This window comes from Sulfurospirillum sp. 1307 (assembly GCF_054408545.1).
Window position 1 is genome coordinate 2077129 of the sequence record NZ_CP176011.1, and the last position, 26281, is coordinate 2103409.

The following is a 26281-nucleotide window of genomic DNA, read 5'->3' on the forward strand; positions in this document are numbered from 1 at the left end:
GTTACACAGCTGGAATGATTTGGTACGCTAGTTGGCCAGTTTTGATATATGTATCATACAAATTTGTCTCTATAAATATTGATCATTTTGAAGACAATATCAAATAAATTTGACATACAAAGAGAAGTATAACTTCTCTTTGTATTCTTTCTTAAAATTTTTTCATAAATATATATTTCAACTATAATTATAATAATAAAAATATATAATTGTAGTTTAAATTTATAAAAAGGCTTTTTATGAAAAGAATGTTATTTAAAGAAAAGTATCCAGTTTGTACATTAGAAGTACTAAAAAGTGAAATTAAATATAAACACATAGATGAAATCATAACTTTTTTAAGAAACAAAATAGAAGAAAATCCTGTTGCTACTTTTATAGCTATATTTGATCAGTTTGAACATTGTAAAAAAAACAATGGTACTGCACAAGAAGGACTGATTGGTGCAAAAAACTTGGTGTTTTGTTTAGGTAAAGATATCCCATCAAGTAAAATTATGGCTGTAAAACCTAGATCTATCGGAATAAGTGAATTTGAAGATAAATTTGAATTGGGTATTCTTGAAGTACCAAATGCTGAAGCTCATATAACTTTACAGAGCTGGATAATGGAAATCAAAAACTAAAAACATAACCCTCATTGATTTGAGGGTTTCAATTTCTCCTTCTATACTCTTCGTATCCAAACTCTCTTATTAGATCAATTTCTCCATTTTCTCTAAGAACTCTTAAATCAGGAAGTTTTATGCCATTGAAAGTTGTATTTTTTACAATCGTATAGTGAATTTGATCTTCAAAGATGATTTTATCTCCTACTTTTAAAGGCTCATCAAAACTATAATCCCCCATGATATCACCTGCAAGACAAGTATTGCCAGCTAATCTATAAGTGTATTTTTTTACATTTGGCTCTGCTGCTCCTCTTACTTCTGCGCGATATGGCATAGCTAGAGTATCAGGCATATGAGCTTCTGCTGAACTATCTAGTATGGCTATTTTCATACCATTGTCTACGATATCAAGAACGCTTGCATGTAGCGAACCTGTTTCCCAGCCCACAGCTTCTCCTGGTTCTAAGTAAACTTGTACATCATATCTACTTTTAAAATCTTTGATGAGTTTTATAAGTTTTTTTACATCATAGCCCTTTTTTGTTATATGATGCCCTCCTCCCGACTTAGGACATAAATTCCAAAGAAAAGCCTATATTACGGAGTTTGAAAATTATTTTAGGCACTACATTGGATTGATTATTTTAATATTGATGGTCTAGTTGTTATTGGAACTTCCATGAGTTTATAAATTTTTTTAGCTTCGTCAGATACCCTTGAAGGCATTGCGAACTTTTTGTCTGTAGCAGTATCATACAGTATAGATGTTTGTATACTAAGAAGTATCTGTCGTATTTTTTCAGGGGATAGTTTTTTATATTGTAGTCTTATTCTGTATTCTAAATATCTAACTAGTGTAAATGCCATAAAAGATATAGCAAGATGAGCTTTTACACGACTAGGCTTCCAGTGATAGATTGGTCTTATTTTTAAATCATGTTTTGTGATTCTAAAACTCTCCTCTACTTGCCATAGATTTGAGTATTGATGAATCAGTTCTTCATTGGATAAAGTTTCATTGTTGGTAATAATACCTTTTAATCCATCCCATGCTGCATCTTCTGCTATCTTCTCTTCATTAAGGGTAATAGATAAATCACATGACCTGTTTTTATCACTGCTCTTTAGTTGTAGATACTTTTTGTATCCATTATTGGATAATTGAGATTTTACAGACTTTGAGTTTTCTAATCTCTTTTTGAGTTTACTAATAGCCTTTTCTCTATCATGCTTATCTTTTTTTGCTCTTTTTTTAGAGTATGAGATAAGAAGTTTTTTACCATTATAATCAAGAGTCTTTATTTTAGTATCATCATTAAGTTCTGTATAATCATCAGTTTTTAATATCTGCTCTTTATATGTTTTTGCCATAGTCTTTATTTTAGCACCTACGATATAGGTCATATTTTTATTTTTATCAAACTCTTCTAAATTTGTTTTATTAAACATTCCAGCATCTGCTACATATACAATCTTATCTACTTTAAACTCATCTTCTATCTCTTTAAGTGAAGGTATTATTGTATGACCATCAAAGGTATCTCCACTAAATGCTTTATACCCTACAGGTAGTCCTTGCTTTGTTACAAGTAGTGCAAGTACTACTTGAGGTTGATTAAACTTACCATCTTTTGAGTATCCATTTTTTCTGATTGCCTCTTCTGCATCTTCTGGATTATCTATATCCTCACTAAAACTTTCAAAGTAAAGGGTAGTTGCATCAAAGTAGATAACATCTATTTTATCATCAAGTAGTGATTTCGTTTGAGTAAGTACAAGTTTATTTAGTTTTTTTATCTGTTTATCATCTATCATATCCATCATGCGGTAAACAGTTTTTAGATTGAGATTCACTCCAAACTTTGAAGCAAGCATATCTACACTAGCACTTTTAGAATCAGGATTTGCAACTCTTGCTAATACTATCTCTTTAAGTGCTTTAGATATTGCAACATGTCTAGTTGCATTAGGAATAATACTTTTAAAATTGATTTCATCATAAAGTTTTCCATATATCTCATGAATACCTTTAATAATCCTATCCTCTTCTAGCATATCAAGAAGATTTACATCGTAATCTTCTCTATTGACCTCTTTTTCTCTATTTGCAAACTCTTTATCTTTTCTATCACTAGCACGATTCTCCATATCTTCTATCTCTTGTGGAGAATAGAGTGGCAGTTGATTTTTAGACTCCAGCTCTGCTTTAATGGAAACAGCAAGTGATTTTAACTCTTGAAGTTCATTATCATCAAGTGCAACTCCCACATGTTTTATAATCTTTTGCTTAACTTTAGAACCTATTCGCTGAGAATTAACAATCTGTACTGATTTTCTTGGACTATTCGGCGTACTTTTTACTCTTATAAACATAAAAAGAAGTATAGCATATTTTAGTAAATATTAGAAGTTATCAATAATAACTAGGCACTACAATTTTTACTAAAAAATTATAGCCCTATTTTAAGGAATTTTTTGGTTATTGATGTAGTGCTTTTGTCCTAAGTCAGGACAATATCAAATAAATTTGACATACAAAGAGAAGTATAACTTCTCTTTGTATTCTTTCTTAAAATTTTTTCATAAATATATATTTCAACTATAATTATAATAATAAAAATATATAATTGTAGTTTAAATTTATAAAAAGGCTTTTTATGAAAAGAATGTTATTTAAAGAAAAGTATCCAGTTTGTACATTAGAAGTACTAAAAAGTGAAATTAAATATAAACACATAGATGAAATCATAACTTTTTTAAGAAACAAAATAGAAGAAAATCCTGTTGCTACTTTTATAGCTATATTTGATCAGTTTGAACATTGTAAAAAAAACAATGGTACTGCACAAGAAGGACTGATTGGTGCAAAAAACTTGGTGTTTTGTTTAGGTAAAGATATCCCATCAAGTAAAATTATGGCTGTAAAACCTAGATCTATCGGAATAAGTGAATTTGAAGATAAATTTGAATTGGGTATTCTTGAAGTACCAAATGCTGAAGCTCATATAACTTTACAGAGCTGGATAATGGAAATCAAAAACTAAAAACATAACCCTCATTGATTTGAGGGTTTCAATTTCTCCTTCTATACTCTTCGTATCCAAACTCTCTTATTAGATCAATTTCTCCATTTTCTCTAAGAACTCTTAAATCAGGAAGTTTTATGCCATTGAAAGTTGTATTTTTTACAATCGTATAGTGAATTTGATCTTCAAAGATGATTTTATCTCCTACTTTTAAAGGCTCATCAAAACTATAATCCCCCATGATATCACCTGCAAGACAAGTATTGCCAGCTAATCTATAAGTGTATTTTTTTACATTTGGCTCTGCTGCTCCTCTTACTTCTGCGCGATATGGCATAGCTAGAGTATCAGGCATATGAGCTTCTGCTGAACTATCTAGTATGGCTATTTTCATACCATTGTCTACGATATCAAGAACGCTTGCATGTAGCGAACCTGTTTCCCAGCCCACAGCTTCTCCTGGTTCTAAGTAAACTTGTACATCATATCTACTTTTAAAATCTTTGATGAGTTTTATAAGTTTTTTTACATCATAGCCCTTTTTTGTTATATGATGCCCTCCTCCAAAATTTATCCACTTCATTTTTGGTATAAATTCACCAAATTTTTCTTCAAAAGCTTTTAAAACTTCTTCTAAGGCACTTGCATCTTGTTCACAAAGAGCATGAAAATGAAGTCCTTCAACTCCTTCAATTTTATCTTTTTGAAAATTTTTTCTTGTAATTCCAAGCCTACTGTAAAGCCCACAAGGATTATACAAATCAACAGGTGCTGATGATACTTCAGGATTCACTCTCAGACCGATTGAGCCTTGTATCTTATCTTTATATCTTTCTAACTGCGAAAAAGAGTTAAAAACAACATGTTGCGAGAGTGTATCTATCTCATCTATTTCATCATCTTTAAAAGCTGGAGAAAAAGTATGAATTTCTCCTTTAAAATACTCTTTTGCAAATTTAGCTTCATGCAAACCACTACATGTACAACCATCTAGATACTCGCTTACCAAATCAGCCAAGCCACTAAATGCAAAGCCCTTTAAAGCAAGGAGTATCTTTGCTCCACTCTCATCTTTGACATATTTTAAAAGTTCTAAATTTTTGCGAAGAAGCTTTTCTTCACATAAATAATATGGTGTTTTCATTTCTTCTTCTTAGCAACACTACTAAGCATAACAACTCCTATGATAGCTGCTACAAAAGATGCTCCAAAGATGCCGATTTTAGCAGCTGCGATTAAACTCTCATCTGCAAAAGCAAGGCTAGTTATAAAAATAGACATAGTAAATCCAATACCAGCTAAAAATCCAACTGCTATAACTTCATTCCAAGATATATTTTCTGGTTTGCTAACTATCTTTAGTTTAGACATGATATATGTAAAACCAATTATGCCTATTGGTTTTCCTACTACCAATCCTACAAAGATTCCAAGAACAACAAATATATGCTCGCTAACTGAGCTAAAATCTATCATCACTCCTGCATTTGCAAATGCAAAAACCGGCATAATAAAATATGCACTAAAACCATGAAGCAGATGCTCTAATCTTACTAATGGATTTTGAACTTTATCATAGCCAGTAGCGATAGTTTCAAGCGCATCAATTTGCTTATGATTTAGTATAGGTATTTCATCTATATTTTTTTCAAATTCATCTAGTGCTTTTTTTGTAAATTTGATAAAATTTCTTTCTTTAACTTCTGATTTTATAGGAATTGCAAATGCAAGCAATACTCCGGCAATCGTTGCATGTATTCCAATAGCGTGTATATATACCCAAAGGAAAACTCCCAATATCATATATGGCCAAAGAGATTTAACGCCTTTTATTTTAATACCCCAAATAATCCCATAAATAACTGCTACATGTAGAAAATAAATACTATGTATTTCACTTGTATAAACAGTCGCTACTACTAAAACTGCACCCAAATCATCTACCACAGCCAAAGAAACAAGAAATAGCTTTAAAGTAGGACTTACTTTATCTCCTAACAAAAGAAGTATTCCAAGCGCAAAAGCGATATCAGTAGCCATTGGTATTCCAAAGCCTATTGGACTAGAAGCATTAAGACCTACATAAATCAATGCAGGTATTACCATACCTCCAACTGCTGCTACGACTGGAAATGAAGCTTGTTTTACACTAGATAGTTCACCAATAAGCAACTCTCTTTTTATCTCCAAGCCAACCATAAGAAAAAAGAGTGCCATTAAACCATCATTTATCCATTGAGTTAAACTCATAGATACGGTTGCACCTCCAAGAGTAACACCAAGATGCATATGCCAAAGGTCATAATACTCTTGAGACCAAGGAGAATTAGCAACAATCACTGCAAGCAAAGTTGCACCAAAAAGCAAAAGTCCACTTAGTGACTCTTTTGATATAAAATCGCTCAAAGCTTCTACATATCTAGTCAATTTTTATCCTTTTAATTATTTAATCAATTCTATATAGAATTTTATCTAAAAAACTTGAACTTAGCACCCTTTTTAAAAACCAAAATAACTTTGTAGGAAAAGTTACTCTATATCTTGGTTTAACTTTTTTAGAATTTATAGCTTTTAATAGTACCTCAAAAACAGCCTTTTCTCCCAAAGTAAAAGGGGCATCACCCTTGTTTTGTAATCTTTTTAAAGTTTGCTCATACACTTTTACATGTACACTTGATTTTATGTCGATATTTTCTTTAAATTTTTGCAATGCATTTTTTCTAAAAGCACTTCTAATTGGACCTGGCTCAATCAAAACAACATCAATGCCACTTCCTTTTAATTCCAATCTAAGTGTATCACACAAACCCTCAATTGCATATTTACTTGCATTGTATGCACCTCTATATTTCATCGATATAAAACCTAAAACTGATGAATTATAAATAATCCTTCCAAAACCATTTTTTCTCATTATTGGAATTACTAGATTTGTAAGTTCTTGTGTTCCAAAAACATTTGTTTCAAACTGCTCTTTTAAAACTTCCCTACTTAAATCTTCAACGGCTCCTGGCTGACCAAATGCTGCGTTATTAAATAAAATATCGATTTTTGAATTGCTCTTTTTAACTATCCAATCAAGCGCTTCATTTATACTATTTGAATCGTTTAAATCTAGTCTATGGGCTTTTAAACCTTCCCTTTGCAATCTATCAACATCTTCTTGACTTCTACATGTAGCATAAACATTAAATCCACATTTATCTAACTCTTTAGCACAAAAATAGCCTATGCCAGAAGAGCAACCAGTGATAAGTATATTCATCAAAAAGTCATCAAAGGTTTTCCAGATTTTGCCCAATCACTCAAAAGCTCTCCTGTATAAAACAAATCTATCCCACAAGAGAGTAAGCTATCCTCCAAACCAAGATTTTGGGCACACTTTTTACATGCTACAACTTTCACTCCAGCGTCTATCATCTCTTTTATTTTAGCCTGAAGTTCTTCATCCTCTTTTAAAATCTCTTGTGAAGCTCCCCAAATCAACAAAGTGACTTCATCAAACCAAGATTTTAATTTTGCATTTAGAGTATATAAAAACACCATGTTTTTTATTGTATCTTTATTATCAGTCGTCCAAACAACCATAAGTTCATTTTTCATAGTAGTACCTTTTTTTATAAATTATAACATAATTGATTTTTGGAGATTGGGCTGAATATTTCAGCCCATATTTTTATTTTACTTCGTAGGTTTCGTCTGGATCCATTTCTATAATTTTCCAAGGAAGTCCTTGCTTGTTTAACTCTTCCATAAATGGTTTTGCATCAAACTGTTCCATATTGAAAACTCCCTTGCCGCTCCAAATGCTTTTCATTATCATTTTAGAGCCAATCATAGCTGGAACTCCTGTTGTATAACTAACAGCTTGTGCTCCAGTTTCACGGTAACACTCTTGGTGGTCGCAAGTGTTGTAAATGTATATTTTTTTAGGCTTATTGTCCTTAAATCCACTAATAACACAGCCTATATTGGTTTTTCCAACTGTTCTTGGGCCTAGACTAGCAGGATCAGGAAGTAAAGTTTTTAAAAATTCCATTGGAATTATCTCCATGCCATTATGTTTAACTGGCTCAATTCCTAACATTCCTACATTTTCTAAACACTTCATATGAGTCAAATAACTCTCACCAAAAGTCATAAAAAATCTTATTCTTTTTAGTCCTTTGATATTTTGAACCAAACTTTCCATCTCTTCATGATATAAAAGATAACTATCTTTTGGGCCAACTTCAGGATAGTCCCAAACCATTTTTATCTGCATTGGCTTAGTTTCAATCCATTTGCCATCTTCCCAATATCTTCCATTACTACTAACTTCTCTTAAATTGATCTCTGGATTAAAATTTGTAGCAAAAGGATATCCATGATCACCGGCATTACAATCAAGTATATCTATGTAATTTATCTCATCAAAAAGATATTGTTGTGCATACGCACAATATACATTAGTAACTCCTGGATCAAAACCACTCCCTAAAAGAGCCATAATTCCAGCATCTTTAAAATCTTTATCTTTTGCCCATTGAAGCTTATACTCAAACTTCGCCTCATCAGGATGCTCATAATTTGCAGTATCTACATAATGAACATTAGTTTTCACACAAGCATCCATAATAGTTAAATCTTGATAAGGAAGAGCTACATTTAAAACCAAATCTGGATTTACCTTTTTTATAAGCTCAACTAACTCCTCAGTATCATCTGCATTAACACTTGCTGTATTTATTGTTATATTAAGCTCTTTTTGTATCTCACTGGCAATTTTATCACACTTTGATTTTGTTCTACTTGCCAAAGTAATTTCACTAAAAACATCACTATTCATAGCACATTTTTTCGTAGCAACTCTACTAACTCCACCTGCACCTATTATTAAAATTTTTCCCATTACTATATCACCTTATTTTAATGTGTTTAATATAATCCTAGCCAAAGCTAGCGCTTTTGAGCGATGGCTCAACTCTTTTTTTACACTCTCATCTAACTCACCAATAGTTTTATCAAATCCAAGTGGTATAAACATAGGGTCATATCCAAAGCCATTATTTCCTCTAGCTTCATCAATAACATTTCCATACATCCAACCATGCACGCAAAACTCACCTCTATCACAAATTATACCAATAGACGCTGTATAATAAGCTGGTGTTTTTTTAATCCCCTTATCTTTTAATGTCTCAAGAAGTTTATTTAGATTATCTTTAGCACTTGCATTAATTCCTGCATATCTTGCACTATAAATCCCTGGAGTATGACCTAGCGCATTTACACTTATGCCACTATCATCACTCATAACAATTGCACTTTTATCATCAAGCGCTTCATAAACCGCCCTTGCTTTTATAAGAGCATTTTCTTTAAAACTATCTCCATCTTCTACAATCTCAAAAGGAGTCATCACTTCACTAAAAGCATAAACATCAAAATCTTCCATCCAAGCTTTTAACTCTTTTAATTTACCTTGATTTGAACTTGCCAATATAATCTTCACAAATATCCTTTACATGTAAAAAGATATTTTATCATTTTTATATAAAAGATTCCACATTTATTCCATCTTAAAAATATATAATTCGTCATACAAATGAAAAGGATATAAAATGTTAAATCAAGGAAACTGGGATGGCATGGGCCATATGGGAAATTTCATGGGAGGAGGATTTATGTTTTGGATATTGATTTTAATAGTAGGATTTTTATTGGTTGGTTTTTTTAAAAATAACAATAATTATCAACCAAAAGAAGATAATGCTTTAGATGTTTTAAAAAAAAGATTTGCAAACAGCGAGATTTCTGAAGAAGAGTATCTTTCAAAAAAACAAATTTTAAATCAATGATTCTTTACATATAAAACTAAATAAAGTTAAGATACAATATTTTTATGAAAATACTATTACTAGAAGATGATGAAATTTTAAATGAGATAATTAGCTCTTTTTTACTAAAAAAAGGTTATGAGGTAGAGAGTTTGTTTGATGGGGAAGAAGCTCAAGATATTTTGTATGCAAAAAGTTTTGACTTACTACTTCTTGATGTCAATGTACCAAATATAAACGGTTTTGAATTGCTCAAGGATTTAAGAAAACAAAACATCAATACTCCTGCTATTTTCATAACTTCACTTAATGAAACAGAAGATTTAAAAGAGGGATTTTTAAGTGGTTGTGATGATTATATTAAAAAACCTTTTGAGTTTGAAGAGTTAGAAATCAGGATCAATAATATAAAACGATTGTGTAAAATAGAATCTTTACATGTAGAAAAAATTTCTGAAAATATTTCATACAATTTTCAAAATTTATCTTTACATGTAGAAGATCAAATATTTACATTATCAAAAAAAGAATCACAAATTTTGGAATATTTTATAAAAAATAAAAACAGAACAATATCTGTAGATGAATTATGTTGCAATATTTGGGCATATGAAGACATTCCAACAAATTCAACTGTTAGAACTTATATAAAAAACCTCAGAAAAATCTTAGGAGAAAATATAATAAAAACAATAAAAGGAGTTGGATATAGTCTTAACTAAAGAGGAAAAAAGAACTTTTTACGGTTTTTTAGGTTTATATCTAGGTTTAGCACTGTTTTTGATTTCTATCATAGCATGGCTTTTTTATTATACTAGTAGTAAAAACCAAGAGGAATTAGTCATATCCAAAATGCAAATAAATGCAAGCAAATTGGCTAGTAAGATAATTCAAGCCCATATGAAAGGATTAAATTTAGATTTAGAAAAATTAAAGGTTGATTCAGGTTTTGAATATGGACTTTTTGATAAAAAGAAAAGAGCTATTTATAAAGAATTCAAACAAGACATTGATTTGACAAAAAATATTATAAAACAAAACAATTCACTGTTCTTCGTTGACACTGGATCATCTGAACATCTAGCAGTATCATATGTGGTGATAAAAGAGAATTATTTAAAAGAAATCCTTAAAAATTTAAAAAATAAAATTATTTTGATAACAATTATTGGATATTTTGTAACAGCATTTGTTGGTTTTTATCTAGCGAAACTTTTTATATATCCTATCCAAAGCCAAAGAGAAAAATTAAATAAATTTATAAAAGATACAACTCACGAGCTAAATACACCAATATCAGCAATTTTGTTATGCACCAATAGTGAGCTAAATGAGAGCAACAAAGAGGTTATAAAATTAAGCGCTAAAAAGATATCAAATTTATATAAAGATTTAACATATATAACTCTAAAAAATAATATAAAAAAAGAGATTAAGCTTTTAGATATATCTGCTATTTTAAAAGAGGAATTAGAATTTTTCAATAAACTTGCTAAGAAAAAAAATATTTCAATTGAATCTAAAATAAAACAATCTTTAATCAAAATTGATAAAGAAGATTTTACAAGACTCATTAACAACCTAATATCCAACGCTCTTAAATATACAAAAAGAAATGGACACATAAAAATATCTTTGAGTGAAAATGAACTAATCATTGAAGACAATGGAGTAGGAATAGAAAAAGAGAAGCTAAACAAAATACACGAAAGATACTACAGAGCAAATGATGAGATTGGTGGTTTTGGAATTGGACTTGATATCGTTAATAGTATAGTTAAACAATATAACATAAAATTAAACATTATCAGTGAAAAAAACAAAGGAAGCAAATTTATTTTAAAATTTTAAACTTCAAAATTTCTCCACGCAAATTACACAAGAAAAATGTAGAATTACGCTATGAAAAAAATAGCACTTATTTTAATACTAACAAAGTTATTACTTGCAGACTCTCAAGGAGATGCTCTTTATAACTCATGCAAATTTTGTCATGGGTATAAAGGTGAAAAAAAGTATATGAATGTAGTTGAGCCTATTTCAAGACTAGACAAAAAATCTTTGGTTTACATGCTAAAAGAATACAAAAAAGGTACACTTGATAATTATGGCTATGGAAATATTATGAAAATGCAAATGAGAAATGTGCCAGATAATCTTATAGATAAATTAGCACAACACATAAAGGAACTAAAATGAAAAAATTGCTACTTGTATTAAGCTTTGCACTATCGTTTAGCTACGCTGAAATGCCAAAAGACATGGTCGTATACAAAACACCATATTGTGGATGTTGTACAAATTGGATTGCTCAAATGAAAGAGAAAGGCTTTAATATAAAAACTATAGTACAAGATAATTTTGATGCTTTAAAAATGAAAAGTGGAATCACTAGAGATACAGCTTCTTGCCATACTGCATTTATTGGAGGCTATGTCATAGAAGGTCATGTTAATTATTCTGCTATTAAGAGATTATTAGAAGAAAAACCAAAAGACATTATAGCTCTTAGTGTACCTGGCATGGTAATAGGAAGCCCTGGTATGGAAATGGGCAATAAAAAAATGCCTTATAATATCATAGCTATCAAAAAAGATGGCTCACAGGTAATTTACGAGAGGCATTAAACTGCCTCTTCTTTTAAAATCTCTTTAATACCCAAAAAGAGAGTTTCTATGCACTCTTTTTCGCTAACTCCCAATCTTCGTTTGTTACTTATATCAAATATACCATCTTTACTGTTAGAGTGTTCTCCATCTATACCTCTTATTTGAAGGTCAAAATTATTGGCTAATTGATTTAGTTTATCCATGTCTTTTGATAATTTCTCAAGTTTTACATGTACACTAGCTCGCATAGCAGTTCCTAGGTTTGTTGGGCAACTTGTTATGTATCCATACTTTTCATGATATAAAAAGTTTAGAGTATTTTCTAATTCTTTGATATATTTAACCAAGCGATTATATACTTCACTTAAATTTCCGCCTTTTTGCATAGAAATGATACGAAGCTGGTCTTCTTCATTTATCCAAACTAAAAAAGTTTTATCATCATTTAAAAAAATCCCTCTGCCACTTGGCCAATCATTATTTAATCCAGCCTCTTTTAGAAATCTATCTCCTTGTTTAAATAAAAAATGCTCTTTTACAAGCTCCTCTTTTTCATCATCACTCAAATTTTCTAAAGAGTAGTATGTACCTTTACATGTAAGATTGCTAAGCGCGTCTTTTACTTTTTTTTCAACTTCTAATCTTTGCTCTTTTGAGATATTTGTTCCAAGTGGGAAATCAGCTAAATTTCTTCCTACTCTAACTCTAGTTGAAATTACCAAAGGATTATCAAAATCACCTACTTCAAAAGGACTCAAATCACTTTTATGCACACCACTAAATTTGTGGTATTCTTGTATGATTGGATCCATCAGAGCAGAAAACAAATCATAACTCTCTTTATCTCCTGCATAAACTCCAATAGAGCTATCAGGATTTTTTAAGCCAGAATTGATAAGCTTATCAAGAGTATATCCATAAGCAGTTTTTTTATCTTGCAACTCTTTTTTAACCTCATTTGTTAAATACTTTTTCATCAATGATGACATGATTTCTCCCTTTGTTTTTTTTGTACTATATTGTACCTAAAGTTTAATTAGGGTAATATATATCTTAATTAAATTTTAGGAAGTTTAAAATGATGAAAAAGATTATGCCAATTACAGCTATTATTGGCTTAAGATTTATGGGTTTATTTATAGTACTACCTGTCTTGTCCGTTTATGCACTAGGATTAAAAGGAGCAAATGAATTTTTAGTAGGTCTTACAATTGGTGGATACGCACTGACGCAAATGCTTTTGCAAGTTCCATTTGGAATGCTCTCAGACAAGATAGGAAGAAAGATAACCATAACAATAGGTCTTATAATATTTACAATAGGCTCAATCATATGTGGAATTAGTGAAAATATTTATACGCTAATGTTAGGAAGATTTATACAAGGAGCAGGTGCCATTGGTGCAGTTGCTACTGCTATGATTAGTGATATGGTAAAAGAAGAAGTTCGCGCTAAAGCTATGGCAGTTATGGGCGGAAGTATAGCTATGTCATTTGCACTTTCAATGATGATTGGCCCGCTAGTAGCTGGATATTTTGGTATTGATAAACTCTTTTATCTAGTAGCCATCTTATCAATAATAGCTATAATCATACTATATACAAAAGTACAAAATCCTCCAAAAATCAAACATAGTTATGATAACAGTGAAAAACAGCTTTTAGATATATTAAAAAATAAAGATTTGATGAAAATGAACATCACCAATATGCTTCAAAAAGGTATGATGACTTTAGCATTTTTGATAATCCCTATTTTAATGGCAAAAGAGTTTGGTTGGGTAAAAAAAGATTTATGGATGGTTTATGTTCCTGCTATGATTTTTGGAGTTCTCGCTATGGCTCCTTCTGCAATCATTGGAGAAAAATACCACAAAGCAAAAGAGATGCTAATGCTAGGAATCATCTTTTTTGCGATAAGCTATACAATCATGGGATATGCAAGTAGCTCAACTGTTTTTATCATAGGAGTTATAATCTTTTTTATCGGTTTTAATATGCACGAACCTCTGATGCAATCAATGGCAAGTAAATTTCCAAGAATCCATCAAAAAGGAACGGCTCTTGGTATCTTTAACTCGTTTGGATATATAGGAACATTCATAGGTGGTGTTTTTGGAGGATATTTTCTTCAGCACTACGGTATCCAAGAAATATCTTGGGTGATAATAGCAGTAGCCTTTGTATGGTTATTTTTAGTGGCTAGCATCACAAATCCAAAAATCAATAAAAATCTATATCTAAATTACTCAGATATAAATCTTGAAAAAGCTGAAAAATTACACAATATAGACGGTATTATAGAGTGGTATAAAAACGAAAGCGAAGCGATACTGATAGTCAAATACAATACTCTTGATACAAATAAAGAGATAATAGAAGAGTTTTTAGCTATAAAATCTTGATTTTACTATTTTTTATCTCTCTTGGCGCTGCTACCTTACTTCCTGGTGGCAGCGAATTATATTTTTTGTATGAGTTAAATAAATCTCCTGATTTAAAATATCTCATTTTATTTATAGCAACTCTTGGCAACACCCTAGGCTCAGTTGTTAACTTTTTTTTAGGAAAGTACGCTTCATCTTGGGCAGTCAAAAAAAACTATATAAAATCTTTACATGTAGAAAAAGCTAAAACATACTTTGATAAGTATGGAGTCTTCGCCCTACTTCTTGCTTGGACTCCTATCATCGGAGACCCCATCACATTTGTAGCAGGGATTTTGAGGTATAACTTTTTAAAATTTTTAGTTTTAGTGACCATATCAAAACTTGCACGTTATGCTTTTTTACTCTATATGTTTACTGCTGTAGTATCTTAATCTATAAAAGTGCGACAATCCATTCACATAGTTTATTCATACTGTCTGATTCTTTGTTACTAATAAAAAGTGCTGGTTTATTTTTTCTATTGTTTTTTACATCACTTCTCATTAAATCTAAATCTACTTTTACATAAGGTGCTAGATCTGTTTTGTTAATTACCAACAGATCACTAAAAAGAAGTCCTGCTCCTTTTTTTCCTGACTTAGGACAAAAGCACTACATCAATAACCAAAAAATTCCTTAAAATAGGGCTATAATTTTTTAGTAAAAATTGTAGTGCCTAGTTATTATTGATAACTTCTAATATTTACTAAAATATGCTATACTTCTTTTTATGTTTATAAGAGTAAAAAGTACGCCGAATAGTCCAAGAAAATCAGTACAGATTGTTAATTCTCAGCGAATAGGTTCTAAAGTTAAGCAAAAGATTATAAAACATGTGGGAGTTGCACTTGATGATAATGAACTTCAAGAGTTAAAATCACTTGCTGTTTCCATTAAAGCAGAGCTGGAGTCTAAAAATCAACTGCCACTCTATTCTCCACAAGAGATAGAAGATATGGAGAATCGTGCTAGTGATAGAAAAGATAAAGAGTTTGCAAATAGAGAAAAAGAGGTCAATAGAGAAGATTACGATGTAAATCTTCTTGATATGCTAGAAGAGGATAGGATTATTAAAGGTATTCATGAGATATATGGAAAACTTTATGATGAAATCAATTTTAAAAGTATTATTCCTAATGCAACTAGACATGTTGCAATATCTAAAGCACTTAAAGAGATAGTATTAGCAAGAGTTGCAAATCCTGATTCTAAAAGTGCTAGTGTAGATATGCTTGCTTCAAAGTTTGGAGTGAATCTCAATCTAAAAACTGTTTACCGCATGATGGATATGATAGATGATAAACAGATAAAAAAACTAAATAAACTTGTACTTACTCAAACGAAATCACTACTTGATGATAAAATAGATGTTATCTACTTTGATGCAACTACCCTTTACTTTGAAAGTTTTAGTGAGGATATAGATAATCCAGAAGATGCAGAAGAGGCAATCAGAAAAAATGGATACTCAAAAGATGGTAAGTTTAATCAACCTCAAGTAGTACTTGCACTACTTGTAACAAAGCAAGGACTACCTGTAGGGTATAAAGCATTTAGTGGAGATACCTTTGATGGTCATACAATAATACCTTCACTTAAAGAGATAGAAGATGAGTTTAAAGTAGATAAGATTGTATATGTAGCAGATGCTGGAATGTTTAATAAAACAAATTTAGAAGAGTTTGATAAAAATAAAAATATGACCTATATCGTAGGTGCTAAAATAAAGACTATGGCAAAAACATATAAAGAGCAGATATTAAAAACTGATGATTATACAGAACTTAATGATGATACTAAAATAAAGACTCTTGATTATAATGGTAAAAAACTTCTTATCTCATACTCTAAAAAAAGAGCAAAAAAAGATAAGCATGATAGAGAAAAGGCTATTAGTAAACTCAAAAAGAGATTAGAAAACTCAAAGTCTGTAAAATCTCAATTATCCAATAATGGATACAAAAAGTATCTACAACTAAAGAGCAGTGATAAAAACAGGTCATGTGATTTATCTATTACCCTTAATGAAGAGAAGATAGCAGAAGATGCAGCATGGGATGGATTAAAAGGTATTATTACCAACAATGAAACTTTATCCAATGAAGAACTGATTCATCAATACTCAAATCTATGGCAAGTAGAGGAGAGTTTTAGAATCACAAAACATGATTTAAAAATAAGACCAATCTATCACTGGAAGCCTAGTCGTGTAAAAGCTCATCTTGCTATATCTTTTATGGCATTTACACTAGTTAGATATTTAGAATACAGAATAAGACTACAATATAAAAAACTATCCCCTGAAAAAATACGACAGATACTTCTTAGTATACAAACATCTATACTGTATGATACTGCTACAGACAAAAAGTTCGCAATGCCTTCAAGGGTATCTGACGAAGCTAAAAAAATTTATAAACTCATGGAAGTTCCAATAACAACTAGACCATCAATATTAAAATAATCAATCCAATGTAGTGCCTAAAATAATTTTCAAACTCCGTAATATAGGCTTTTCTTTGGAATTTATGTCCTAAGTCGGGAGTCTTCGCCCTACTTCTTGCTTGGACTCCTATCATCGGAGACCCCATCACATTTGTAGCAGGGATTTTGAGGTATAACTTTTTAAAATTTTTAGTTTTAGTGACCATATCAAAACTTGCACGTTATGCTTTTTTACTCTATATGTTTACTGCTGTAGTATCTTAATCTATAAAAGTGCGACAATCCATTCACATAGTTTATTCATACTGTCTGATTCTTTGTTACTAATAAAAAGTGCTGGTTTATTTTTTCTATTGTTTTTTACATCACTTCTCATTAAATCTAAATCTACTTTTACATAAGGTGCTAGATCTGTTTTGTTAATTACCAACAGATCACTAAAAAGAAGTCCTGCTCCTTTTTTTCTTGGGATATCACCTCCTTGTGCAACATCAATCACATAAAGATAATAATCAATCAGTTCATAAGAAAATGTTGCAGATAGATTATCTCCGCCACTCTCCACAAAAATAATATCTGGATGAAAGTTTTTTTCTATCTGTTCACATGCTTTCTCGTTCATAGATATGTCATCACGAATTGCTGTATGAGGGCACCCTCCTGTTTCTACTCCAATAATCAAATCATTTGGGATATCTAATTTATTTTTTAAGTAGTTAGCATCCTCTTTGGTATAAATATCATTAGTTACAATTCCAATTTTGTATTTTGATTTCAATATATTTGTTAAAGACTCTATAATAGAAGTTTTTCCACTTCCTACTGGACCTGCTATTCCTATTTTTAAACTCATTTTATTCCTTATGTGACAAACAGTTTTGGTTCTTGATTTTTGTGTAAAAAAATTACTTCCTCAAAAAGAGGGTTAAAGTTACTCACAACATTTTTACTATCTTTTATCAACTCTTCAAGTACATCATCAAACTCAAAAAGCAACTGTTGAATTTGTGATGGCTTTATACGCGAAATTTTTAAAGAAGCATATGCAATATTTACAATATTTTTTTTACACCATAAAAGTAAAAAAGTATCACAATCCAATCCTAACTCATACGCATAAGCACTTAAAACCATAATCTCATTACCTGCTGATTTTTCACTCTGTATGGCTTTAAAATACTCTTTAACCGCCGTATTGTTAATGTTGAAATCAATGTGTTTTAGATAATTTTTACCTATATCACAAGAGGCTTTTGAAAATTCATAGTTTGACATACAAGAGTATCTATTATCTTCTTTTATTATAAAATTCAACTGATCTTCTTCTAAAAGTTTATAAACTTTTTTTGCATAAACAAACTCTAACTTTTGATACTGATCTTGAATGATATTTAAAAGAAATTTTTTAAGAGATTTATCATCATCAATAACTCCTAAAACTATATGAGGTTCTAGCCCAAAAGAGTGCACAAAACCTCCTGATGGAAAAGAGCTATCAAAAATCTGTATAAATCTACTAAATGCTTTAGTGCGAATGATGTGATTTTCCATTGGGATGGAAATATCCTTTGCTTTTAGTAATTCTTACATGTAAACAGCTTTGCAATGATAAAATAATATCTTCAATTGCTACATCATCTAAAACTGTTATTTTATAATCTTCTATACAAATTGGCTGATGACGATTTCCTATATCGTATGCTGTCCTAGCAAAAACTATATGATCAGAAAATTCTAAAATATAAACTTCATCTTCACTACGCTTAACCTCTATCTTGTAGCCATCTTCACAAACTAAAATATCATTTTCATATAAGTTTGTAAATTTTGTTTTCATGATAAAATCTACATCTTTTTGTGTTGTTGCTCCAAGATTTGGTTTTTGCATATCAAACCAAGAAAGCTCAACGCTATCATTAGCTTGTAAACCTTGTTCGATTTTAATTACTTTTTTTATCATACTAATTCCTAAAACAAAAAGTATTTTTTTGCCATAGGAAGTTCACTAACATAGCTAGACTCAATAATCTCTCCATCTACATGTACATCATATGTCTCAGGATCAACACTAATATCTCCTATAAAATCATTTAATTTCATATCTTTTTTCGTGATATTTCTTGTATTTTTAACAGCTATCATCTCTTTAGAAATATTTAGTTTATCTTTTAATCCTTTATCCAAAGAAGCTTGTGAAACAAAAACTGCACTTGTTCTACTGCTTGCTTTTCCTAAGCTTCCAAACATAGGTCTATATAGATTTGGTTCTGGTGTAGGTATAGAAGCATTTGAATCTCCCATTACACTTAAAGCTATAAAACCCCCTTTTATAACAATAGAAGGTTTAACTCCAAAAAAGGCTCTATCCCAAAGAACTAAATCAGCTATTTTTCCAACTTCAACACTTCCAACGTGCTCATCAATACCACAAGCAATTGCTGGATTTATAGTATATTTAGCAATATAACGTTTAATTCTGTTGTTATCATGTTTTTCATTGTCATCTTTAAGTGCACCTCTTTGTTTTTTCATGCTATCAGCCACTTGCCATGTACGAATAACAACTTCTCCAACACGTCCCATCGCTTGAGAATCTGAGCTTGTCATAGAGATTGCACCTATGTCATGTAAAACATCTTCTGCTGCTATTGTTTTTCCTCTTATTCTTGATTCTGCAAAGCTTACATCTTCTGGTATTTTAGGGCTAAGATGATGACATACCATCAACATATCAAGATGCTCTTCGATTGTATTTTTTGTATAAGGAAGAGTTGGATTTGTTGATGATGGTAAGATATTCTTTAATCCTGCCACTTTCATAATGTCTGGAGCATGTCCACCACCAGCTCCTTCACTATGAAAAGTATGAATAGTACGTCCTTTAAAAGCATTGACTGTATTGTCCACAAAACCTGACTCGTTTAAAGTGTCAGTATGGATTGCCACTTGAACATCAAGTTCATCAGCAACACTCAGACATACATCAGTTGCGTTAGGAGTTGTTCCCCAATCTTCATGTAACTTAAGTCCCATAGCACCAGCTTCTACTTGTTCTTTTAGTGCTTGAGCGTTACTTGAGTTTCCTTTTCCCATAAAACCAAAATTTAATGGTATATCATCTACAGATTCCATCATCTTTTGGATATTCCACTCACCAGGTGTACATGTAGTAGCATTGGTACCTGTATTTGGTCCTGTACCACCACCTATCATCGTTGTGACTCCACTTGAAAATGCTTCATCTATTTGTCCAGGAGAGATAAAATGAATATGTGCATCAATTCCACCAGCTGTTATGATTTTTCCTTCTGCTGAGAGTATTTCTGTACTAGCTCCAATCTCTAGTCCTTTAGTTATGCCATCACAATTATTTGGATTTCCACTCTTTCCAATCGCAATAATCTTGCCATCTTTTACTCCAATATCTGCTTTATAAATCCCTGTATAATCTATAATCGTAGCATTTGTAATTATCAAATCTGCAACATCTACAGCAGTTGGTGATTGGCACATACCGTCTCGTATAGTCTTTCCTCCACCAAACTTACTCTCTTCGCCATATATTGTATAATCTTTTTCAATTGATGCGATTAAGCTTGTATCAGCTAATCTAAATCTATCTCCTACAGTTGGTCCATACATTGATGCATACTTTTTTTTATCTATTTTCATGACGCATCTCCTAAAAATTTTTCTAGATTTTTCATGGCTCTTTGTTTTGTCTCTTCATCATCTAAAAAACCTTCGACAAGAGCATTAAACCCACTAATAAACCTTTTACCACTATAAGCTACTAAACTTACCTCTTTTATGGAGCCTGGTTCAAACCTAACAGATGTTCCTGCAGGTATATTTAGTCTCATTCCATAGGCTTTTTCTCTATCAAAATAGATTGCAGAGTTTATTTCAAAAAAGTGATAGTGAGATCCCACTTGTACTGGTCTATCACCTCTATTTTCAACTTCAAGAGTAATTGCTTCACTATTAGGATTCAATTCTATCTCTCCATCATCAATGATGTATTCTCCAGGTATAGTGTCGTTTTTCTTTAAAGGGATTGGATTGTGAACAGTTACTAGCTTAGTACCATCATCAAAGGTTGCTTCAGTTTGTACCATGTCCATCATAGAAGCCACACCATCCATAACGTCATCAGCACTAAGTACATGTGTCGCACTTACCATCAAATCTGCTACATTTCTACCATCTCTAGCACCCTCAAGAATAAAAGAGCTGATAATCGCAGTTGCTTCTGGATAATTTAGTTTTAGTCCTCTACTTTTTCTATCTATTGCTAACTTTGCAGCCGCATAAATCATAAGCTTTTCTTGTTCACGGTTGGTCAATAACATTTACTCTCCTACTGCTTTCCTAAATTAAACGCTTTTTTTTCTAAACTTTTTCTATAAAGTTGCCATATTTTTTCAGTTTCTCTTTTCATTTGTGCCATACTCTCACTACTTATAACACCTATAATCATTTTCTTTGATTTAGTATAACTAAATGATTCATAACTATACCGAGATAAGATGTCTAAAAAATCATCATTTTTATCTGTTTTAATATAAACTTTTGAAAAAATCAATTTTGTGCGATGATGCCTAGTTAAATAGTTTTTAATTTCATCACCACTAATGTCAAAATTTTCTAAATATTCTAGCTCTTCATCTATTATAAATCTGTTTCGTACTCTCATAGAAGTAAAATCAAAATCTTCAAAACTTCTTCCAGAACTAAGAATATCAACATAAAAAAAGGTAGAGTTTTGATTTGCCTTGATAGTTAAAAATTGAATTAATTTAGAATTTTTATATAAAATAAGCTCATCATTTATAAACTCACAGTTTGATTCTATAAGATTAATGCAAATACTGTTGATACCGTAATCTTTATCACTAGGATAAATTTTTGTCGCCGATTCAGTGCTAAATATACAATTTGAGCGAATCAACTCTATATCTGTTTTTAATCTATCTTTTGGGAAAATTCCTTCACCAATACTAAGTAATTTTATATAGTTTTCATCATCTTTAAAGTGATAATATCGAGTAGGAAGCTTTAATCTTTTCAAATAAAACTTATCATCTTCAAAACGAACAGAAAAACTCATCTTATACCGATAAAAATTGTTTGATTATATCATCACTCAACTGCTCTATCTCACCACTAGCAGCAATCTTTCCACGCTCCATGATAAAAAAATCATCTCCATGTTTCCTTGCAAATGGTAGTTTTTGTTCGATTAGGATAACTGTTATTTTCTCTTCTTTAGTAAGATAATCAATCACATCTCCAATCTGCTGAACTATATTTGGTTGAATTCCCTCAGCTGGTTCATCAAGAATAAGCAGTTTTGGCTCAATACACAAAGCTCTAGCAATCGCTAGTTGTTGCTGTTGTCCACCTGAGAGATCTCCGCCTTTTCTCTTTAGCATCTCTTTTAACACAGGAAAAAGTTTATAAATTTTTTCTGGTACTTTTTTTAAACCATTTCGATTTCCAAGTAATCCTATCTCTAAGTTCTCTTTTACTGATAAATTTGAAAAAATTTCTCTTCCTTGAGGTACATACCCTATGCCTAAACTAGCTCTTTTATCAGAGGTCAACTTTGATATATCTTGCCCTTCAAATATAATCTCCCCATCTTTAATAGGAAGTAGTCCCATAATCGCTTTTGTTAATGTTGTTTTTCCAACACCATTTCTTCCCATGATACATGTGCATCTTGCAGATTTTATCTCTAAACTCAAATCCCATAGCGTATGGCTTTGTCCATAAAACTGGTTTAATTTATCTATTTTCATTATTCACCTAAATATACTTTACGAACTTTTTCATTCTCTTGAATGTTTTTCATTGATCCTTCAGCAAGTACAGAACCCTCGTGTAAAACAGTTACTTTTTTTGCAATACTACGAATAAACTCCATATCATGCTCTACGACAACAACACTATGTTCTTTTGCTAAGTCTGTTAGTATTCGCCCTGTTTTTTCAACTTCTCCTGGAGTCATACCAGCAACTGGCTCATCAACAAGTAAAAGTTTTGGGTCTTGCATCAAGAGCATTCCTATCTCTAACCACTGTTTTTGCCCATGAGAAAGAATACTTGCTTTTTTACTTGAGAAATCTTGAAGTCCAACAAGTTCCATAGTTTTTTCTATTTTACTTTTCTCTTCACCACTCATTTTAGCAAATAAGGTTTTAAAAAATCTTTTGTCACTTTTCATAGCTAACTCAAGATTTTCAAATATACTATGCCCTTGAAATACTGTAGGTTTTTGAAACTTTCTACCTATACCAACTTCGGCTATTGATGGTTCATCCATCTCTAAAAGGTTTACATCTTCACCAAAAATTACGTGCCCAGTATCTGGTTTTGTTTTACCAGTAATTACATCCATCATTGTAGATTTACCAGCACCATTTGCTCCAATGATACATCTTAATTCTTTATGATTTATAACCAAACTAAGAGCATTGAGTGCTTTAAAACCATCAAAACTTACTGTGACATCATCTAAATATAGTATTCTTTGTCCTGCTATTAATTCTCCAACATTATCAATGTTGTCACGTTTAGACATAAACATTTGATACCTCTTTACTCTTTTTTGAAATATTTATCTTTTCTACTATGCCAACTATACCTTTTGGTAAAAACAGCGTAGAAAAAACGAATAATCCTCCAAGTGCATAAAGCCATATTTCAGGTAGTGCCGAAGTAAAATATGTACTTGCATAGTTCACTATAAATGCTCCTATGATGGCTCCATAAAGTGTCCCTCTTCCACCAATAGCTACCCAAATAACAAGTTCAATTGAAAACAGAGGTGAAAATACTCCTGGATTTATAATACCAACTTGAGGAACATACAATGCCCCAGCAACCCCAGCGAGTATAGCAGAGACAACAAAAATAAAAAGTTTATACTGCTCAACTTTATAACCAATAAATCTCACTCTACTCTCAGAATCTCTAATAGCAATACATACTCGACCTAACTTTGATTTGATGATAAACCTACTAATAAGATATCCAACAAAAAGAGCAAAAAATGATACTATCAATAAACTAACTCTCGTTCCATCACTTTGTAAATCAAATCCTAAAATATCCTTAAAATCAGTCAATCCATTGTTCCCACCAAAGCCCATATCATTTCTAAAAAATGCCAGCATAAAAGCATACGTCATTGCCTGAGTTATTATTGAAAGATATACTCCAGTTACACGTGATCTAAATGCAAACCAACCAAATACAAAAGCAAGTATTGCTGGAACTGCTCCAATCATAAAAGCTGCTATAAAAAAGTTATCAAATCCATGCCAAAACCAAGGTAACTCTTTTAGATTCATAAACACCATAAAATCTGGTAAATCTGCATTTCCATAAACGCCACGATCTCCAATTTGACGCATGAGGTACATACCCATTGCATATCCACCAAGAGAGAAAAATGCACCGTGTCCTAAGCTCAATATACCTATATATCCCCAAACCAAATCAAGAGCCAATGCTAAAAGTGCAAAAGCTATATACTTTCCCAATAGCGTTACAGTATATGTAGATATATAAAACAATGAGCTTTGTGGTAAAAAAAGATTTGCTATAGCTACATAAATAACAACTAGTGCTAATATACTTAAAACTATCTTTCCACCTTTGTCATTTTCTAAAATTTTTAAAATTATAGGCTGCTTTTTACTCATAATCTAATCCTGTGCATCTCGACCCTTTTGTGGGAAAAGTCCACGAGGTCGTTTTTGTATAAAAAGTATAATAAATACAAGTATCAATACCTTAGCAAGAACAGCTCCTGCAACTGGTTCTATAAACTTATTTAGTTCACCCAGTGTAAAAGCACCTATGAGCGTTCCCCATAGGTTTCCAACCCCACCAAAAACAACAACCATAAAAGAATCAACTATATAAGCTTGTCCAAGATTTGGACCAACATTTGTAAGCTGACTTAGCGCTACTCCTGCAATCCCTGCAATCCCTGAACCTAAACCAAATGTAAGTGCATCAATCAATCCAGTTCTAATTCCCATAGCTTGAGCCATTTCACGATTTTGTGTTACGGCTCTTACTTTTAGACCAAGTGATGTTTTATTTAATAACAACAAAATTCCAACAAAAACAATTAAAGCAAAAACAATAATATATAGTCTATTATAAGTAAGTGACAAAGCTGCATTTACTTCTAGTGCTCCACTCATCCACTCTGGTGTCTTAACTTCTTGATTTAATGGAGAGTAGATTGTTCTTACAAGTTGTTGCAAAACAAGACTGATACCAAATGTTGCTAACAGAGTTTCTAAAGGTCGACCGTACAAATGCCTAATAACAAGTCTTTCTATGATTATCCCGATAAGACCACTAACTAAAAATGCAATTGGAATTGCCAAAATAACAGAGTATTCAATCAGACTTGGCATAACTTGTTGCAAAGTATAAGTTACATATGCACCAATCATCATCATCTCACCATGTGCCATGTTGATGACTTTCATTACTCCAAAAGTAATAGCAAGACCAATAGCTGCTAAAAGCAATACTGAACCCATACTAAGTCCAAAAAATGCTTTTTCAACAAACTCATAAAATGACTTTTTACTTTGGATGGTTCCTATTGAGTATTTTGCTAGTTCTTTTACTTCTTTATCTTGTGAATTAGACAATATCTCTTGTAGTGTTTGTAAAGATTGTGGTGAAATGAAATTAGCAAGTTCTTTTATAGCTACTAATTTCTCCTCTTCTGTGCCAAATTTTGCTTTTAAAATAGCATCTGTCTCAGCCAATACACTCTTAACACTAGAATCTTTCTCTACCTTTAGTGCTTTTGCAATTAAAGGAATATATCCTTCATCAACATTCTTTAAAATGTTTTTTATTGAAGCTAAACGAACTTCTTTATCTTTAGAAAACAGATTTAGTTCAGCTAACTTACTTCTAATAATACTTCGTAATTTATTGTTTGTTTTCACTTTTTTAAATATCTTTTTGTTTAAAGGGTCTTGTGAAACGCCAGTAAGCAAATCCGACGTATAATAAATTTTTCCTTCTTTTTTATTTAATACAACAAATGATTTATCTGCTTTTTTATAAAACAATTTTCCATTTAAAAGCTCATTCAAAAGAGTGCTTAATCGCTCATCTTCTGCGTGCACTTTAGAAAGTTGATTTATAACTTGTATTTTAACTTTAAAACTATTTTTTACAAGTGGCTTGATGTCATTTGCAAAATCAGCTGAAAAAACAGAAGTAATAAATAATAAATTAAGAAGTATTAGTTTTATAAATATTTTTTTCATAATTAACCTATTTTAAAAGGGAGGGA

Annotated in this window: 28 protein-coding genes and 2 pseudogenes; 10 read left to right on the plus strand and 20 right to left on the minus strand. The window is 31.2% G+C overall.

Annotated elements, in window-relative coordinates; genetic code table 11:
• Window positions 1-239: 239 nt before the first annotated feature.
• Window positions 240-626: a DUF6858 family protein gene (locus tag ACKGJI_RS10655; protein ID WP_458700289.1), complete on the plus strand. Its 387-nt coding sequence runs from the start codon at window positions 240-242 to the stop codon at window positions 624-626.
• Window positions 627-654: 28 nt separating this feature from the next.
• On the opposite strand, the pseudogene ACKGJI_RS10660 reads toward ACKGJI_RS10655, so the two are convergent.
• A pseudogene (locus tag ACKGJI_RS10660) lies at window positions 655-1173 on the minus strand (type III PLP-dependent enzyme domain-containing protein); the annotation flags it as partial.
• A gap of 77 nt (window positions 1174-1250) precedes the next feature.
• The gene (locus tag ACKGJI_RS10665) at window positions 1251-2984 is read right to left on the minus strand and encodes an IS1634 family transposase (protein ID WP_458700290.1); all 1734 of its coding nucleotides are present in this window, start codon (window positions 2982-2984) and stop codon (window positions 1251-1253) included.
• Window positions 2985-3268: 284 nt separating this feature from the next.
• Between ACKGJI_RS10665 and ACKGJI_RS10670 the strand changes: the two genes are divergently transcribed.
• Window positions 3269-3655: a DUF6858 family protein gene (locus ACKGJI_RS10670; protein ID WP_458700289.1), complete on the plus strand. Its 387-nt coding sequence runs from the start codon at window positions 3269-3271 to the stop codon at window positions 3653-3655.
• A gap of 28 nt (window positions 3656-3683) precedes the next feature.
• On the opposite strand, the gene nspC is transcribed toward ACKGJI_RS10670, so the two are convergent.
• From nspC to rdgB, 6 genes are all read right to left on the minus strand, one after another.
• Window positions 3684-4781: a carboxynorspermidine decarboxylase gene (gene nspC / locus ACKGJI_RS10675; RefSeq protein WP_458700291.1), complete on the minus strand. Its 1098-nt coding sequence runs from the start codon at window positions 4779-4781 to the stop codon at window positions 3684-3686.
• On the minus strand, window positions 4778-6064 hold the full coding sequence (gene nhaA / locus ACKGJI_RS10680) for a Na+/H+ antiporter NhaA (protein WP_458700292.1): 1287 nt from the start codon (window positions 6062-6064) through the stop codon (window positions 4778-4780). The genes nspC and nhaA overlap by 4 nt, the downstream gene beginning before the upstream one ends.
• Before the next feature lie 19 nt (window positions 6065-6083).
• Window positions 6084-6938, minus strand: a complete 855-nt coding sequence (locus ACKGJI_RS10685) for an SDR family NAD(P)-dependent oxidoreductase (protein ID WP_458700293.1) — start codon at window positions 6936-6938, stop codon at window positions 6084-6086.
• Window positions 6902-7240 (minus strand): DsrE family protein, encoded by a 339-nt coding sequence (locus ACKGJI_RS10690; protein WP_458700294.1) that lies wholly within the window; start codon window positions 7238-7240, stop codon window positions 6902-6904. Before ACKGJI_RS10690 ends, ACKGJI_RS10685 begins: the two co-directional genes overlap by 37 nt.
• Before the next feature lie 73 nt (window positions 7241-7313).
• A complete protein-coding gene (locus tag ACKGJI_RS10695) occupies window positions 7314-8528 on the minus strand; it encodes a saccharopine dehydrogenase family protein (protein WP_458700295.1) in 1215 nt (404 codons plus the stop codon).
• Between the two features lie 12 nt (window positions 8529-8540).
• Window positions 8541-9131: an RdgB/HAM1 family non-canonical purine NTP pyrophosphatase gene (rdgB, locus tag ACKGJI_RS10700; protein ID WP_458700296.1), complete on the minus strand. Its 591-nt coding sequence runs from the start codon at window positions 9129-9131 to the stop codon at window positions 8541-8543.
• A 109-nt stretch (window positions 9132-9240) separates the two neighbouring features.
• On the opposite strand from rdgB, the gene ACKGJI_RS10705 reads away from it, so the two are divergent.
• The 5 genes from ACKGJI_RS10705 to ACKGJI_RS10725 are packed head-to-tail and all read left to right on the plus strand — an operon-like array spanning window position 9241 to window position 12083.
• A complete protein-coding gene (locus ACKGJI_RS10705; RefSeq protein ID WP_458700297.1) occupies window positions 9241-9477 on the plus strand; it encodes an SHOCT domain-containing protein in 237 nt (78 codons plus the stop codon).
• A 44-nt stretch (window positions 9478-9521) separates the two neighbouring features.
• Window positions 9522-10178 carry a response regulator transcription factor gene (locus ACKGJI_RS10710; RefSeq protein ID WP_458700298.1) on the plus strand — a complete coding sequence of 219 codons (657 nt, stop codon included), beginning with the start codon at window positions 9522-9524 and terminating at the stop codon, window positions 10176-10178.
• On the plus strand, window positions 10159-11307 hold the full coding sequence (locus ACKGJI_RS10715; protein ID WP_458700299.1) for a sensor histidine kinase: 1149 nt from the start codon (window positions 10159-10161) through the stop codon (window positions 11305-11307). Before ACKGJI_RS10710 ends, ACKGJI_RS10715 begins: the two co-directional genes overlap by 20 nt.
• Before the next feature lie 51 nt (window positions 11308-11358).
• A complete protein-coding gene (locus ACKGJI_RS10720; RefSeq protein ID WP_458700300.1) occupies window positions 11359-11655 on the plus strand; it encodes a c-type cytochrome in 297 nt (98 codons plus the stop codon).
• Window positions 11652-12083: a DUF411 domain-containing protein gene (locus ACKGJI_RS10725; RefSeq protein ID WP_458700301.1), complete on the plus strand. Its 432-nt coding sequence runs from the start codon at window positions 11652-11654 to the stop codon at window positions 12081-12083. The genes ACKGJI_RS10720 and ACKGJI_RS10725 overlap by 4 nt, the downstream gene beginning before the upstream one ends.
• Here ACKGJI_RS10725 and ACKGJI_RS10730 read toward each other — a convergent pair.
• Window positions 12080-13054 (minus strand): phosphagen kinase, encoded by a 975-nt coding sequence (locus tag ACKGJI_RS10730; protein ID WP_458700302.1) that lies wholly within the window; start codon window positions 13052-13054, stop codon window positions 12080-12082. The two genes, ACKGJI_RS10725 and ACKGJI_RS10730, sit on opposite strands and share 4 nt — an antisense overlap.
• Window positions 13055-13143: 89 nt before the next feature.
• On the opposite strand from ACKGJI_RS10730, the gene ACKGJI_RS10735 reads away from it, so the two are divergent.
• Both ACKGJI_RS10735 and ACKGJI_RS10740 read left to right on the plus strand, forming a co-directional pair.
• Window positions 13144-14469, plus strand: a complete 1326-nt coding sequence (locus ACKGJI_RS10735) for an MFS transporter (RefSeq protein WP_458700303.1) — start codon at window positions 13144-13146, stop codon at window positions 14467-14469.
• Window positions 14466-14885 carry a YqaA family protein gene (locus tag ACKGJI_RS10740; RefSeq protein WP_458700304.1) on the plus strand — a complete coding sequence of 140 codons (420 nt, stop codon included), beginning with the start codon at window positions 14466-14468 and terminating at the stop codon, window positions 14883-14885. Before ACKGJI_RS10735 ends, ACKGJI_RS10740 begins: the two co-directional genes overlap by 4 nt.
• Window position 14886: 1 nt before the next feature.
• Here the strand turns inward: ACKGJI_RS10740 and ACKGJI_RS10745 are convergent.
• Window positions 14887-15072, minus strand: a pseudogene (locus ACKGJI_RS10745) (GTP-binding protein); the annotation flags it as partial.
• Window positions 15073-15223: 151 nt separating this feature from the next.
• Between ACKGJI_RS10745 and ACKGJI_RS10750 the strand changes: the two are divergent.
• A complete protein-coding gene (locus ACKGJI_RS10750) occupies window positions 15224-16957 on the plus strand; it encodes an IS1634 family transposase (protein ID WP_458700290.1) in 1734 nt (577 codons plus the stop codon).
• A gap of 246 nt (window positions 16958-17203) precedes the next feature.
• On the opposite strand, the gene ureG is transcribed toward ACKGJI_RS10750, so the two are convergent.
• From ureG to urtB, 10 genes are read right to left on the minus strand one after another with little or no spacing between them, the layout of a single operon-like run.
• Window positions 17204-17791, minus strand: a complete 588-nt coding sequence (gene ureG, locus ACKGJI_RS10755) for an urease accessory protein UreG (protein ID WP_458700305.1) — start codon at window positions 17789-17791, stop codon at window positions 17204-17206.
• Between the two features lie 8 nt (window positions 17792-17799).
• Window positions 17800-18489, minus strand: coding sequence for an urease accessory protein UreF (locus ACKGJI_RS10760; RefSeq protein ID WP_458700306.1), 690 nt, complete (start codon window positions 18487-18489; stop codon window positions 17800-17802).
• The gene (locus ACKGJI_RS10765) at window positions 18464-18898 is read right to left on the minus strand and encodes an urease accessory protein UreE (protein ID WP_458700307.1); all 435 of its coding nucleotides are present in this window, start codon (window positions 18896-18898) and stop codon (window positions 18464-18466) included. The genes ACKGJI_RS10760 and ACKGJI_RS10765 overlap by 26 nt, the downstream gene beginning before the upstream one ends.
• A gap of 8 nt (window positions 18899-18906) precedes the next feature.
• Window positions 18907-20610: an urease subunit alpha gene (ureC, locus tag ACKGJI_RS10770; RefSeq protein WP_458700308.1), complete on the minus strand. Its 1704-nt coding sequence runs from the start codon at window positions 20608-20610 to the stop codon at window positions 18907-18909.
• Complete coding sequence (locus tag ACKGJI_RS10775; protein WP_458700309.1) at window positions 20607-21290, minus strand: urease subunit beta; 684 nt, start codon at window positions 21288-21290, stop codon at window positions 20607-20609. The genes ureC and ACKGJI_RS10775 overlap by 4 nt, the downstream gene beginning before the upstream one ends.
• Window positions 21291-21298: 8 nt before the next feature.
• Complete coding sequence (locus tag ACKGJI_RS10780) at window positions 21299-22048, minus strand: urease accessory protein UreD (RefSeq protein ID WP_458700310.1); 750 nt, start codon at window positions 22046-22048, stop codon at window positions 21299-21301.
• Window position 22049: 1 nt separating this feature from the next.
• Complete coding sequence (gene urtE, locus ACKGJI_RS10785) at window positions 22050-22742, minus strand: urea ABC transporter ATP-binding subunit UrtE (RefSeq protein WP_458700312.1); 693 nt, start codon at window positions 22740-22742, stop codon at window positions 22050-22052.
• A complete protein-coding gene (gene urtD, locus ACKGJI_RS10790; RefSeq protein WP_458700313.1) occupies window positions 22742-23524 on the minus strand; it encodes an urea ABC transporter ATP-binding protein UrtD in 783 nt (260 codons plus the stop codon). Before urtD ends, urtE begins: the two co-directional genes overlap by 1 nt.
• On the minus strand, window positions 23517-24650 hold the full coding sequence (urtC, locus tag ACKGJI_RS10795; protein WP_458700314.1) for an urea ABC transporter permease subunit UrtC: 1134 nt from the start codon (window positions 24648-24650) through the stop codon (window positions 23517-23519). The genes urtD and urtC overlap by 8 nt, the downstream gene beginning before the upstream one ends.
• A gap of 3 nt (window positions 24651-24653) precedes the next feature.
• Window positions 24654-26255, minus strand: coding sequence for an urea ABC transporter permease subunit UrtB (gene urtB / locus ACKGJI_RS10800; protein ID WP_458700315.1), 1602 nt, complete (start codon window positions 26253-26255; stop codon window positions 24654-24656).
• Window positions 26256-26281: the final 26 nt, after the last annotated feature.